Here is a 14,225-nt window from a genome sequence, read left to right on the forward strand (position 1 = left end):
GATGTGTATTAATCCCGGTAATCCTGCAGGGATACGGATACCATTTTGCTGACGCCCTGTTCCTCCATGGCTACGCCGTACAGGGCATCGGCCCGTTCCATCGTTCCCTTGCGGTGGGTAATGACCACGAACTGGGTGGATTTTGAGAAGCTGGAAAGGTAATCGGCGAAGTAGCCGATATTCGCGTCGTCCAGCGCCGCCTCAATCTCATCGAGGATGCAGAACGGCGTCGGTTTCAGCCGCAGGGTTGCGAACAGGATCGCGATTGCGGTCAGCGTCCGCTCGCCGCCGGACAGCAGGCTCAGCAGCTGCAGCTTCTTGCCGGGCGGCTGGGCATTGATTTCGATTCCGCAGTTCAGCGGATCCGACGGATCCATCAGGATCAGCTCCGCGTGGCCGCCGCCGAACAGCTGGCTGAATGTCTCGGTAAAGTATTCCTGCAGCATGGCAAACCGTTCCGTGAATGTATCCCGCATCTGGTTCAGCAGCCGGCTGATCAGTTCCCGCAGGTCCTTTTCCGCCTTCTCCAGATCCTGGCGCTGGGTTTCCATCTCATCCGCCCGGGCTTTGGTCGCGGCATATTCCTCCACCGCGTGGACGTTGACCGGGCCGAGCGCCCGGATTTCCGCCGACAGCTGGGCCGCCTGGCGGTCCGCCTCCGTCGCGTTGAAGTTTTCGGCAATCCGGAACTCCTCCGCACCGGCATAGGTCATCTCGTAGGTATTCCAGATCCGGTCGCGCATGGCTTTCAGGTCGCCCTCCGTCCGGGACCTGGCCAGCTCCAGGCGGTGCGCCTTGTCGCTGTCCCGGCTGTGGGATTCATGCAGGCCTTCCATTTCGGACAGGATATCCCGCAGTGCCTGCTGTTTCCGTGCCCGGTCCTCTTCCAGTGCCTTGGCGACCTGTTCCCGGCCCTCCTGCTCTTTTGCGGCTGTTTCCCGCAGTGCCGTCAGGCGTTCCGCCTCCGCTTCGTCAGCGGTTTCCTGCTGTTCCAGTTCCTGCAGGGCCTGCCGGCGTTTCTCCTGCTCCTTTGCCGTCTTTTCCTTTTCCTGGACCAGGCGTTCCCGGTCGCGCCGCAGCGTCTCCAGCTCATGCCGGAGGTCGGCTGCCGCGAGCGTCAGCTGCATCGTCTCCGCAGCGCGCTCCTCCAGCTTCCGGCGGGCTTCCGCCGCCTCGGCGGCCAGCACCCCGGCCTGTTTTTCCATTTCATCCCGGGTTGCCTCGGTCTTTTCCGTATGGTCATCCGCCATGGACAGCTGTTCCTTCATCTGGACCATGGATTCCATCAGCTGTTCCCGGGCGGCTTCCGTCTCATGCAGCCGCATCGCATGGAGCCGCAGTTCATCCTCCGCGTTCCGGGTATGCTCGGTTTCCCGGGCCACCGCGATTTCCTGCTGGTGCAGCGCCTCCAGCGCGTCCGCGGAACGGGTTTTCAGGGAGTCCTTGGCCGCCTGGCCGTCCTGCATTTCCTTCAGCAGGCGCTCCAGCTCGTCCTGCCCGGCGGACAGCGCGTCCGTCAGTTCCTTCAGTTCCCGTTCCCGGGAGAACAAGTTGATTGCCTTGGAGGAAACAGATCCGCCGGTCATCGATCCGCCGGAATGCATCACATCGCCCTGCAGCGTAACCAGGCGGAATTCATGTCCGCCTTTCCGCATGATCGCAATTCCATGGTCCAGGTTGTCCGCCACCACGGTCCGCCCCAGCAGGTTTTCCACAATCTCCCGGTATTCATTGTCACACCCGACCAGGTCGGAAGCGATTCCCAGGCAGCCGGGCATGCTGAGCGTTTCCCGCTCCTGCGGCGTCAGCATCCGGGAACGTACGGAAGTCATCGGCAGGAAGGTTGCCCGCCCCAGCCGGTTTTCCCGCAGGAACTCAATCATCTCCTGCGCGGTTTCCTCGTCTTCCGTCACGATATTCTGCTGCGCGTTGCCCAGCACCATATCCATCGCGGTTTCATATTCCCGCGGAACGCGGATCAGCTGGCTCAGCGGCCCGCGCACACGGCGGATTCCCCGGTCCCGCGCATACAGTACCACCTTCCGTACGGCATGCGTATATCCTTCCATCTCCCGGGACATCTCGTCCAGCAGTTTCTGGCGGGATTCCATGTCCCGCATTTCCGCCAGTTTCCGGTCATACTGTTTCCGGGCCTCGATCACTGCGGCATCTGCGGCGTCCAGCTGTTCCCGGGTTTCCCGCAGCGTTTCGGACAGGCGTTCCTGCGCGGCGGTTTCCTCATCCAGCCGCAGTTTCGCGTCCGCTGCGTTCTTTTCCAGTTCCGTCCCGGCGTTCCGCATTTCTTCGCATCCGGCGGTGATTTCCTTCAGCCGGGTTTCCATGGTTCCCAGCATGGTCTTCAGGCGTGTCTGGTCGTTCAGTGCAGCCGCGCGGCGGTTCATCATGTCGATGATCGCGGTCTTCTGCTCTTCCAGCACGCGGTTCTTTTCCGCCTCTTCCGCGCGGGCTTCCTCTTCCGCCTGCCGGGCCTGTTCCAGCAGTGCTTCCTGCTTTGCCAGGGATTCGGACCGTTCCCCGCTGCCGTCGCCGGCTTCTGCGGTCAGCCGTTCCATTTCTTCCATCCGCTCCTGTGCGGCGCGGATTTCCTCCGTGATCCGTTCGCGGTTCTCTGCACGCGCACGCCGGCGTTCCTCCACGGAACGCACGGCATCCTGGGCCTCATGGACGGCTTCCACGCCGGCCATCAGCGCGGTATGCGCCCCGGAAATCTTTTCATCCAGCTCGGCAATCTCGTTCTGCCGTCGGTCGCGTTCTTCACTTTTTTCATGAAGGGTAATTTCGGTCTGGTCCAGCACCGCCCGGATTCCCTGCAGGTTCCGGTCCGCTTCCTGCAGCCGGGCTTCCATCCGGTCGCTCCGGACCAGGAACAGGTTCAGGTCCAGCACTTTCAGCTCGGCCGCCTTATCCAGGTAAACGCGGGCGTTCTTCGCCTGCTCCTCCAGCGGGGAAAGCTGCCGTTTCAGCTCGTCCAGGATGTCATTCACCCGGTCCATGTTTTCCAGCGTATGGGCCAATTTCTTGTCCGCTTCTTCCTTGCGCGCCTTGAATTTGACGATACCCGCTGCCTCTTCGAATACCAGGCGCCGGTCCTCCCCTTTCCTGGAGAGGATTTCGTCAATCCGTCCCTGGCCGATGATGGAATATCCTTCCTTGCCGATTCCGGTATCCCGGAAAAGGTCCACCACGTCCTTCAGGCGGCAGGATGCACGGTTCAGGTAATACTCGCTGTCGCCGTTGCGGTAAACACGGCGCGTGACCATAACCTCCGCGTAATCCAGTGCAAGCGCCCGGTCCTCGTTCTCAAAAACCAGGGAAACCTCGCAGTACCCCAGCGGCTTGCGCTTCTGTGTTCCGCTGAAAATCACGTCCTGCATGCTGGCGCCGCGCAGCGTCTTCGCGCTTTGCTCGCCCAGCACCCAGCGGACCGCATCGGCAATATTGCTTTTTCCGGAACCGTTCGGTCCGACAATGCCCGTAATGCCCTGGTTGAAAACGATCTCCGTTCTCTGGGCAAAGGACTTAAAGCCGTACAGTTCCAGTCTCTTCAGTCGCATAGTTCCTCCAGATTCATTCCGGGCATAAGCTTACGAATATAGAATTATACCATATTTCCCCGGCAGGAAACACCCCGCGACACCAAAAAAACACCCGCGCGGCGGATAAAAAAATTTCTGTTCCCCTTGCAAATCAACAATCCTTCTGATATAATTCTTATTCGGCACATCCTTGCGCTGCGGATTGCAGCGCCAAAAGTCCGTGAGGAGGTGAAAGAATGATGAACAGGTATGAAATGATCTACATCATCGACACCGGTCTGGAGGATTCCGCCCGCAAAGAGCTGGTTGAAAAGGTTTCCGCCCTGATCGCAAACAACGGTGGTGAGATCGAGAAGGTCGATGAAACATGGGGCAAGCGCCGCCTGGCCTATGCGATCGACTACAAGACCGAGGGCTGGTACGTGCTGGTGACCTTCAAGGCACCCGCTGATCTGCCCCGCGAGCTCGAGCGTAACCTGCAGATTAACGAGAACGTTCTCCGTTATCTGGTCGTGAAGCTGGAGGAAAAGCGTTCTGCTGTGAAGCCGCGCGCCAACCGTCCCGCTCCCGTGGCTGCTCCCGTTGAGGAGGAGGCCGCTCCTGCCGTCGAGGAAGCTCCTGTGGCCGTGGAAGAAGCTGCCGCTCCCGCTGAGGAAGCCGAAGCTCCCGCCGCTGAAGAAGCTGCTCCCGCTGACGCGGAGTGACGTCTGAGGAGAGGAAAAAGACATGAATAAGCTGACAATTATCGGAAACCTGACCCGGGATCCGGAACTGAGAACCACTTCTACCGGTGTGAACGTATGTTCCTTCTCCGTGGCTGTGAACCGCCGCAATCGCCGCGAGGATCAGTCCGGCCAGCCGGAAGCTGATTTCTTCCGTGTCACCGCGTGGCGTCAGCTCGGCGAGCTGTGCGCCCGGTATCTGACCAAAGGCCGCAAGGTCTGCGTGGTCGGTCCGGTGAGTGTCCATACTTTCCAGGGCAACGACGGAACCACCCGTGCCAGCCTGGAAGTTACGGCCGAAGATGTGGAATTCCTTTCTTCCCGGAATGAGGGTGAAGCCGGCGCCTTCGGTGCCCCGGCTGCCGCTCCTTCCGCAGAACCCCCGGCCGCCGGTTTCACTGCGGTGGAAACCGACGAGCTGCCCTTTTAAGTGACGCTCAAGTTTTAAGGAGGTAAACCCCTATGTCTGAAGATCGTGGCGAAAGAAGGCCGCGCCCCCGCGGAGGACGTCGTCCCCGCCGGAAGGTCTGCAACTTCTGCGTTGATAAGATCGAGTACATCGATTACAAGGATATCAACCGCCTGCGCCGTTTCACCAACGAGCGCGGCAAGATCCTGCCCCGCCGGATGAGCGGCAACTGCGCCAAGCATCAGCGCCAGCTGAGCGAGGCCATCAAGCGCGCACGTGCCATCGCCTTGATGCCCTACACGGTGGAATAATCATTCACAGAAGTACGGTCCCGACAATTGTCGGGACCGTTTTTTATGCCCGGAACAGGTGTCCCTGCCTGCCGCCTCCCGAAACATGCGGATGAAGGCAGCAAAAAACATCCGGGACCGCGGTCCCGGATGTTTCGGTCATATGCTCATTTCAGGTCCGTCGGCGTTGCCGGATCCGGAGCCGCTGTCGGCGTCGCGGTCGGCGCTGCGGTTGGTGTCGCAGTCGGTTCTGCCGTCGGCGCCGGTGTCTCTGTCGGCATCGGGGTCGGCGTGCCCGGGTTCGGGTCATACAGCAGCATCAGCAGGTCGCGGGAAGCCTTTTCGCCGGGCTTCTCGTCCTTCTCGAGCGGGATACTCCAGTATTCCTGGAACTTGGCGACCGCTTCAGCGGTCTTCTGTCCGTATATCCCGTCCTTCTTTCCGGGATCATAGCCCAGCTGGGCCAGCCGCGTCTGCATGTACAGGACGCTGATACCGCGGTCGCCCAGCTTCAGCGGCAGGTAAGGATCATAAACCGGCGCGTCATCCGCAAACAGGCGGTTCCGGACCTTCTTCGTGATATAGTTGTGTTCCCGTACGCCGATTGCGTCGCAGAACAGGTTGATTGCCAGCTGGGTGTTGTCTCCGTAAGAGCCGTCCACCTTGCCGACCGGATATCCCAGGTCCGCCAGCCGCTGCTGGATCTTCCGTACCGTGCTTCCCCGGGCGCCCTTACCGATCGCCCCGTCCGGAATATCGCTTTCCTGCTGGGAGGACCTGGGGGTTGCCGTCGGTTTGGCGGTGGGCTTCACCGTAACGGTCGGTGTCGGGGCCGCTGTCGGGGCGGGCGTTGCAGTGGCAGCCGGGGTCAGGATCAGCACCTGCTCCAGTTCCCAGGGCTTTGTTACACCTTCCCGATAATAGTACAGCTTTCCGTCTGCCAGGAAGGCCGCCTTTGTCAGTTCGCTGACGGCCGGGTATTCCACGGTCTTTCCGGTCGCAAGGTCAATCACAAACGCCTTGTGTTCGGCGGTTGTCACCGTCAGCGCATCCTTGGTCACCGCCATGGACAGCGGTTCCGGAACGCTGAGACCGTAAAAGCTCAGGGCAACCCCGCCCGTCGCGTTGTCCGGGGTCACTTTTCCGGGAATCGGGGCCTGCTTGACGCTGTACCCCTTTTCATCCGTCAGGTCGATCCAGTACACAAACCGCCCGTCATCGGTATACGCAACCGCATGGCTGGAAAGCACGGTCTCCCCGGCCTTCAGGATTCCGTCCTGCAGCTCCGCCGCGCCTTTGCGCAGCGCAGCGGTCTCCTCCTCCGTCAGGGCAATGTCCCGGGGAAGGTCGGAAAGCCCGCTTTTCTGCAGGGCAAAGAAATGTCCGTCCGGTGCCGCGCAGTAGATCTCAATTTCCGAACATCCGATCAGATCCGTCACTGCCGCGGAAGACTGGCGGATCAGCCCGTTGGCATCCTGCAGCATCAGCCGGTCGTTCTCCCCGATCCAGGCTGTCACGTCTCCGTCCGTGATCACAGGCGCCGCCATGGCGGTCCCGATCATGCCGGCCGCCAGCAGGATGGCGGCAATGACTGCTGTAATTTTACGCATCAGAAACAATCCTCCTCCAACAGCGTATTACTGTCATATATACAGACGGGAAAAATACCGGAAATCTTCCGCTTTCCGGAAAACATTTTCTGTTTTTTTATTCTGCCTCGGCCGGCAGGTCGTTCACCACATTCCGGGCCCAGAAATCCGAGCGGAGCATGATCAGTCCGATCACCAGCTTGAGGATATCGATGAACTGGACGCAGAAATAGATCCGGATGATATCCAGGTCGGTAAACCGGGTCAGGCAGAACGCCAGCAGCACCGTTACCGCCCAGGTGTACACCGCGTCAAAGAAGAAGGTGATCACCGTACGCCCGCCGGAGCGGATCGTAAAATACGTCACATGTGCAAATGAATGAATCGGCAGGGCCAGCCCCGCGATCACCAGCAGCTGCTGCGTCAGGCTCCGGACGTCGTCCCCGACATTGTACAGCATCGGCACCAGCGGGGATGCCAGGATCATGACCAGGCCGATGATCACATGAATCACTTCCGTCAGGAAGATCAGCTTCCGGTCCACGTCCCGGGCTTCCGCCATCTGTCCCGCGCCCAGCCGCTGCCCCACCATGATGGATACAGCGCTGCCCATGGCAAACATGATCACACAGAACAGGTTCCACGCCGTACCGGTGATATTCAGTGCCGCCACCGCGTTCAGGCCCCGGCTGGAATAAAACTGGTTGATAAATGTCATCCCCAGGGACCAGAGGATCTCATTCACCAGCAGCGGCATCGCCGTCCGGGCCACACGCCCGACCAGCTGCCCGGGCACACGGAAGTTCCGGTACGCCCCGGCAATAAAGGGATATTTATCCTCATGGTGATGGGTATGGAGCACCACGATGGCCAGCTCCGCGTACCGGGAAATGATCGTGGCGATCGCCGCGCCGGCCACTCCCATGGCCGGAAAGCCCAGGTTGCCGAAGATCAGCACCCAGTTCAGCACCAGGTTGGTCAGGATCGCGATGATCCCCGCTTTCATCGGGGCAACGGTTTCCCCGGATTCCCGCAGCGTACCCGCGTAAACCTGAACCAGGGCAAACGGCGGAAGGCCCAGCAGCATAATCCGCAGGTATTCGACGCCTTCCCGCAGCGCCAGCCCCATATCACCGCCGTTGCTTTCCCCCATCAGGAATGAAGCGATAAAGCTTTCCCCGGCCAGCAGGTAAACCGCAATGGCCAGCACCGAGCTGCCCACGGCAAAGCTGATCTTGATCCGGAACGTATTCCGCATTCCGTCCATATCGCCCTTGCCGTAATACTGGGCGCCGAAAATACTCACACCGCTGAGCCCGCCGAAAATCGCCAGGTTGTATACCATCATCACCTGGTTGGCAATGGACGCGGCGGAAATCGCTTCCGTTCCCAGGCTGCCGACCATCACATTATCCAGCAGGGAGACGAAGGAGGAAATAAACTGCTGGATAATAATCGGAACCAGCAGCGTCAGCACACTTTTATAAAAGCTTCTGCTGCCGACAAAGCGTTTCAGGATTCTGTTCATATTCCCTCTTCAGGGGCAGGTCCGGCTGCCCCGGGTTTCTTCATTTCATCACCATGCAGGTTTCGGTTCCGTAATACCGGAAGCAGCGAACCGCCTCCGCGTCAATCCGTTCTCCCGCGATCAGTACGGGCACCGCCGGCGGACAGCCGGCGCACGGATCGGCCAGGATCCGTCCTTCCGCCTGTTCCACGGAAACCTCTTCCCGGGGAGACAGCATCGCCTGCCGGATCGTGCAGGCCTTTTCCGGTTTCCGTACGGCAAACCGCATTCCCGGAAGCGGTTCCAGCTTTGGAATGCTGCGCAGCGCCTGCGCAAGGCGTTCCAGGTTCTCCTCCGGAGTATCGGGTGACGGCATCAGTACCGTAAAGTCCGGATCTGCAAATTCACATACGATTCCCTGTGCCTGCAGGAGTTCTGCCAGGCGTGTGCCGGTCAGTCCCCGGTCCCGCGCCGCAAGGGTCAGTTTCATCGGTTCATTTCCGGTGAGCGTCCAGCCGTCCTGCCGCAGGCTGCCGCGCATTTCATCCAGCCGGCATACCGTCTGCCGAAGGCGTTCCGGCCAGATGCCGGCCAGCTCCGCGTTCATGCGGTCCAGGGACTGCAGGATCAGGTAGGACGGGCTGGTGGATGCAAAGAAAGCCATCGCCTGCTCCGCCTGTTCTGCCCATTCCTCCGGCGCTTCCCGGGAAATGTGCAGGTACGCAGCGCCAGTCAGGCAGGAAAGCGTCTTGTGTGCCGAGTCGCAGGCCATATCCGCGCCCAGCGAAATCGGATGCATATCTTCCGGCAGGTATCTCAGGTAAGCGCCGTGCGCGTTGTCCACCAGCAGCGGCACACCCTTCCGCCGGCAGACGCCGGCCAGCCCCCGGATATCCGCCATATTTCCCGTATAATCCGGCGAGGTCACGTAAACCGCCATATAGCTTTCGCTGTCCAGCCGGGACTCCAGCGTTTCCGGGGTGATCCGGCAGGAGAGCAGTCCTTCTCCCCCGGCGGGAAAGATCCAGTCGATTTCCAGGTCCAGCGCCGCCGCCGCCGTCATCAGGGTCCGGTGTGCGTTTCTCCCGGCCAGCACGCGCAGCGGAAGCCCCTGTTCCTGAGCCCGCAGGGCCGCCAGGTACAGCATCGCCCGGATGCACAGGGAAGATCCCTCCGCGGAATAGACGGTCCGCCCCGTACCGAACAGCGCGGCAGCATTTTCCTCGCTCTCCCGGATGATCCCGCGGGAACGGTACAGTTCATCTGCCCCGGGAATTTCCGTAATGTCCCGGGGTTCCGGCCCGGTCAGCGGTTTGCCCTTGTGTCCGGGCATGTGCATCCGCACCCCGTTCCCGGTCCGGTACTGTTCCGCAAAATCACAGATCGGTGTATTCATCTCATGCGTCCCCGTCTGTCTGCAGGGCAGCCTGCAGGGCGATCGCGCACTCCATCCGTTTCCGGAAAAGCTCGCATCCGTAGGCATACACGCCGCGGACCGATCCGGTCGCGTGGTATGCGTTGGCCGCGCATCCGCCGGAGCAGTACAGGCGTGCCCAGCATTCCCGGCACTCCGGCCGGGCATAAACGTTACAGTCAGCAAATTCCTGCCGGATCTCCGTATTCGTCACGCCGTGCCATACGTCGCCCAGGCGGAATTTTTCCTCGCCCACAAACTGGTGGCAGGGATACAGGTCGCCCCAGGGGGTAACCGCCATATACTCCGTTCCGGATCCGCAGCCGGAAATCCGCTTGTAGATGCACGGTCCGCCGGAGAGGTCCAGCATGTAATGGTAGAACGTAAACGGCCGGCCTTCCCGGTTCCGCTGCAGCATCAGCCGCGCGAGATCCTCATACTGCTTCAGTACAATCGGAAGGTCTTCCTTCGTCAGGGCAGCCGGGTCCCCTTCCGCACAGACCACCGGCTCCATGCTCAGCTCGGTAAAGCCCAGGTCCAGCATCACCTTGATATCCTCAAGGAAGTCCGGATTCGCGTGGGTAAATGTACCGCGCATGTAGTAGTTCTTCCCGCCGCGGGCTTCAACCAGTTTCTGGAACTTCGGTACGATCTTTTCCCAGCTTCCGTTGCCGGCATAGTCCACGCGACAGCGGTCATGGATTTCCTTCCGCCCGTCCAGGCTCAGCACGACATTGCTCATCTCGCGGTTGGCGAAATCAATCACATCGTCATCAATCAGCATTCCGTTGGTCGTCAGCGTAAAGCGGAAATGTTTGCCGTTTTCCTTTTCAATGCTCCGGGCATAGACCACCAGCTGCTTCACCACATCAAAGTTCATCAGCGGTTCCCCGCCGAAGAAATCCACTTCCAGGTTGCGCCGGCTGCCGGAGTTCGCCACCAGGAAATCCAGTGCCTGTTTGCCCACCTCGTACGACATGACGGCGCGTTCCCCGTGGTACTTCCCCTGGCTGGCAAAGCAGTATGCGCAGTTCAGATTGCAGGTATGCGCCACATGCAGGCACAGCGCCTTCACCACACCGGCGGTCCGCTGTTTCAGCGTACCGGCCATCGGTTCAAACACATCCGGCGAGAACAGCTTTCCCTGTTCCTTCAGCGCGGTAATCTGGTCGTAGCATTCCGCAAGCTCCGCCGGATCCTCGTGGAACCGCTTTTCCATTTCGGCAATCAGCTCGTTCCGTCCGGTATTCTCATAGGCGCCGATCATCTCATAGGCGATCTCATCCACCGCGTGCACGCTGCCCGAACACGTATCCACCACAATATACCGGTCATCCAGATGAAAACGATGTATCATATCTCCACTCCCGTCAGGTCATAAAAAATGCCGCCTTTCGGCGGCACAGTCAGGCGAAATGATTATTCGGCCTTTTCCTTGCTGTTCTCGCACTGCTGGTTGGCGATGCCGCAGCTCGTCTTGCAGGCGGACTGGCAGGAAGTCTGGCATTCGCCGCATCCGCCGTTCTTTGCGCTTTCGCACAGATCACGGGTGTTCAGAGTCTGAATATGCTTCATCATCATTACCTCCTCGTCCGGATTTCGGGACCTATTCTACCATAGCTGGTCCATGAAGTCAATCGCGGTTGAGCCGGAATATTCAAGGCTTCCGGGCTCAGATTCCGCGGAAGGAGAACCTGAATTCCATCGGTCCGGAAACATCCGGCAGGTACTCGTCATGGGTTCGGGCGCCCCAGCTGTCATCTCCGCCGACACCCATCTGGATCGCGCTCATTTTCAGCACGGTATAGCAGACCGGCGGCAGCTCAAACCCGTGCGCCGCGTTTTCCAGCTCGTGCGGCGTCCAGGGCAGCGCTGAAAATTCCCCGCCGTTCAGCCACAGGCGCAGGCCGCGGCCTTTCGCGTCCGTGATATCCGCCCAGCGGATACCGGTCCGGTTTCCGCACTCCTGGGGCATCAGGTAGGGCGTCAGGTTTTCATCCGCCCGGTATTCCCAGATTCCCAGCCGGGCGCCCTGCCGGCGGTCAATATGGTTTTCCTCCGGCCCAAGGCCGTAGAAGCGCACCCGGTTATAGTCCGCGTCCAGCTTCGTGATCATGCCGAATTCCGGCATCACACCAAGGCCTTCCACGGGATCATAATGCAGGCAGACATCCACCCGGCCGCAGGGATGGATCCGGTAGGTAGTCCGGCAGACGGCCGGCGGATTGGTCGGCAGGTCGGTTTCCGCGGTAAAGGTCACGCTTCCATCCGCTTCACGCACCGGCCGCATGGCGGCATTCGCCTTCCGGGTCTGCCCCGTATATCCGGCCATGGCATACATGGACGCGATCTTCCACTGCGCGTACCGCTGCGGCATCCGGTTGCCGCAGTCGTTGTTGGTCGGTGCCCGCCAGAAATTCGGCAGGACCGGCGCCTTCAGCATTTCCCGGTCTCCCCAGTGGTACGAGGTCAGCGCACCGTTGCCCCGGGCAAACATCACCTCAAAGGATTCCCCGGCCACGCCGATATTCCATGGGCTTTCACTGATCCGCAGTTCCGGCATGGGCATATGCTGCTCCTCCCGGCCTTCCACGGTCCAGGTTCCCTGGCCGAACGCGGTTTCATACCCGGCATCCGCCCATTCCGTGTCCTCCTTCAGCAGGAAGCTTACCGTCACGGCATACTCCCCGGGAATCTCCGGCTTCTCAAAGGGCATCGGGTATACCGCGGAGGACAGCGGCGGCACATCTGTCGCGATCTCGGTTTTCCGCAGCAGTTTTCCGTCCCGTTCCAGCTTTGCCACGCACCGGAAGGCGGATGTGGAGGTAAACATGTGTCGGTTGATGATCTCGATCTGCTCCGGTCCAACCTTTGCCACGATATTCTGGTAATTGTACCGGATCTCCTGCAGCTTCGGGGTACCCTTCCCGTCTGCAAACACAATTCCGTTCCCGCAGAATATGCCGTCGTTCGGCCGGTCGTCCCAGTCGCCGCCGTACAGCAGCGTTTCCTTTCCGAACCGGCTCCGGGCGGTCATTGCCTGGTCAATGAAGTCCCAGATGAATCCGCCCTGGTACAGCTCTTCCTCATACGCCAGCTCGGTATACTTATGCATCGCACCGTTGGAATTCCCCATGGAGTGCGTGTACTCGCACAGGATGAACGGCTTGTCGCGGTGGGTTTTCAGGTATTCCCGGATGCGTGCGGCCGGCGTGTACATCTCGCTCTCGATATCTGTAATTTCCCGGATCCGCTGTTCCGCCGGCATATGCATGTCGCCCTCGTAATGGACCGGCCGGGTGGGATCCAGCCGGCGCATTTCATTGCTCATCGCCAGGATCACCGTACCGGACAGGCTTTCATTGCCGCAGGACCAGATCAGGACACACGGATGGTTCCTGTCCCGCCCGATCATGGAGCGCACCCGGTCCAGCAGCAGCGGTTCCCATTCATGGAAATCCCCGGGGAACACCTTGTCCGTCCGTCCGTTCCAGTACATATCCCACATTCCGTGGGATTCCATATTGTTCTCGTCAATCACATAAATGCCCAGCTCATCGCACAGGCGGTACAGTTCCCCGGAGTTCGGATAGTGGCTGGTCCGTACGGCGTTGATATTGTTCCGCTTCATCAGGATCAGGTCCCGGCGGATTTTTTCCGCGGTCACGGCCCGGCCGGTCTCACCGCAGAAATCATGCCGGTTGACGCCCTTGAACACCACACGCTTTCCGTTCACACGGATCACGCTGTTCCGGATCTCGATTTTCCGGAAACCGGCTTTCAGCCGCAGGAATTCCGTTTCCCCGGCCGGGGATTTCATCTCCGCCTCCACCGTATACAGGTACGGATCCTCCGCCGACCAGAGGCGGACGTTATCCACCTCCAGCGTTCCGCAGGTCTCCGTCTCCCCGTCGGTTTCCGCGGAAACCTCTGCAACGGTTTCCCCGTCCCGCTTCAGCCGCAGGCAGAACCGGCTTCCCGCCGGTGCTTCGGTCTTTGCGGTCCAATTCAGAATCCCGCGGGTCATGTCCGCATCCGGCTCCGCGGTCCAGGTCAGGTCCCGGATATGGGCTTCCGGAACCGCATACAGGTATACCTCCCGGTACAGGCCGGAAAAGCGCAGGAAATCCTGGTCCTCCAGCCAGCTGCCCGCGCACCAGCGGTAAACCCGGCAGGCCAGCTTGTTCTCCCCGTCTGCCAGTGCGTCCGTCAGTTCAAACTCATGCGGTGTAAAGCTGTCCCCGGAAAAGCCGATATACTTTCCGTTCAGCCAGACCGCCAGGCCGCTTTCCGCCCCCCGGAAGGATACGAACAGGCGTTTCCCCGTCATTCCCGCCGGCAGGCGGAAGGTTTTCACATAACAGGCTACGGGATTGAACCTTTCCGGCAGTTCGCCGGGGCTCAGCGTCTCATGCCCGTCCCAAGGGTACTGGACGTTGCAGTACTGCGGTACGCCATATCCCTCTGTCTGGATATGGGCCGGCACGGTAATATCCGCCCACCCGCTGCAGTCATAGTCCGGCTGCTCAAAGCCCGGTACCACCTGTTTTGGATTCCGTGCATAAAAGAATTTCCACTGCCCGTTGAGGCTCATCCGCAGGGAGGAAACCCCCGCGTCTGCCTCCGCTTCCGACCTGTATACCGTATAATCAGCGTGCGGGTCCAGCCGGTTCTCCCGGAAATAGCCGGGATCCTTCAGCCTGCTCTCATCAAACATATCTCCATGCTCCTTTATCA

The 14,225-nt window shown here is 60.3% G+C and carries 10 protein-coding genes; 3 read left to right on the forward strand and 7 right to left on the reverse strand.

Annotated elements, in window-relative coordinates; all coding sequences use genetic code 11:
* Window positions 1-8: 8 nt before the first annotated feature.
* Entirely contained in the window at window positions 9-3,575 is a 3,567-nt protein-coding gene (gene smc / locus JNO48_06410; GenBank protein ID QTE69527.1) for a chromosome segregation protein SMC, read from the reverse strand.
* Between the two features lie 221 nt (window positions 3,576-3,796).
* On the opposite strand from smc, the gene JNO48_06415 reads away from it, so the two are divergent.
* The 3 genes from JNO48_06415 to rpsR are packed head-to-tail and all read left to right on the forward strand — an operon-like array spanning window position 3,797 to window position 4,999.
* The gene (locus JNO48_06415) at window positions 3,797-4,261 is read left to right on the forward strand and encodes a 30S ribosomal protein S6 (protein QTE69695.1); all 465 of its coding nucleotides are present in this window, start codon (window positions 3,797-3,799) and stop codon (window positions 4,259-4,261) included.
* A 22-nt stretch (window positions 4,262-4,283) separates the two neighbouring features.
* Entirely contained in the window at window positions 4,284-4,709 is a 426-nt protein-coding gene (locus JNO48_06420; GenBank protein ID QTE69528.1) for a single-stranded DNA-binding protein, read from the forward strand.
* 32 nt (window positions 4,710-4,741) lie between these two features.
* A complete protein-coding gene (gene rpsR / locus JNO48_06425) occupies window positions 4,742-4,999 on the forward strand; it encodes a 30S ribosomal protein S18 (GenBank protein QTE69529.1) in 258 nt (85 codons plus the stop codon).
* A gap of 146 nt (window positions 5,000-5,145) precedes the next feature.
* Here rpsR and JNO48_06430 read toward each other — a convergent pair whose 3' ends face one another.
* The 6 genes from JNO48_06430 to JNO48_06455 all read right to left on the reverse strand — a co-directional run bounded on the left by JNO48_06430 (window position 5,146) and on the right by JNO48_06455 (window position 14,205).
* Window positions 5,146-6,588 (reverse strand): peptidoglycan-binding protein, encoded by a 1,443-nt coding sequence (locus JNO48_06430; GenBank protein ID QTE69530.1) that lies wholly within the window; start codon window positions 6,586-6,588, stop codon window positions 5,146-5,148.
* A 97-nt stretch (window positions 6,589-6,685) separates the two neighbouring features.
* A complete protein-coding gene (locus tag JNO48_06435; GenBank protein ID QTE69531.1) occupies window positions 6,686-8,095 on the reverse strand; it encodes an MATE family efflux transporter in 1,410 nt (469 codons plus the stop codon).
* Window positions 8,096-8,135: 40 nt separating this feature from the next.
* Window positions 8,136-9,470, reverse strand: a complete 1,335-nt coding sequence (locus JNO48_06440; protein QTE69532.1) for an aminotransferase class V-fold PLP-dependent enzyme — start codon at window positions 9,468-9,470, stop codon at window positions 8,136-8,138.
* Between the two features lies 1 nt (window position 9,471).
* The gene (gene scfB / locus JNO48_06445) at window positions 9,472-10,845 is read right to left on the reverse strand and encodes a thioether cross-link-forming SCIFF peptide maturase (protein ID QTE69533.1); all 1,374 of its coding nucleotides are present in this window, start codon (window positions 10,843-10,845) and stop codon (window positions 9,472-9,474) included.
* A 62-nt stretch (window positions 10,846-10,907) separates the two neighbouring features.
* Window positions 10,908-11,063 (reverse strand): six-cysteine ranthipeptide SCIFF, encoded by a 156-nt coding sequence (gene scfA, locus JNO48_06450; GenBank protein ID QTE69534.1) that lies wholly within the window; start codon window positions 11,061-11,063, stop codon window positions 10,908-10,910.
* 97 nt (window positions 11,064-11,160) lie between these two features.
* Entirely contained in the window at window positions 11,161-14,205 is a 3,045-nt protein-coding gene (locus tag JNO48_06455) for a DUF4981 domain-containing protein (protein QTE69535.1), read from the reverse strand.
* Between the last annotated feature and the right edge of the window lie 20 nt (window positions 14,206-14,225).

It is taken from the genome of Clostridiales bacterium (assembly GCA_017569285.1).
Lineage (GTDB): Bacteria > Bacillota > Clostridia > Christensenellales > Aristaeellaceae > Aristaeella.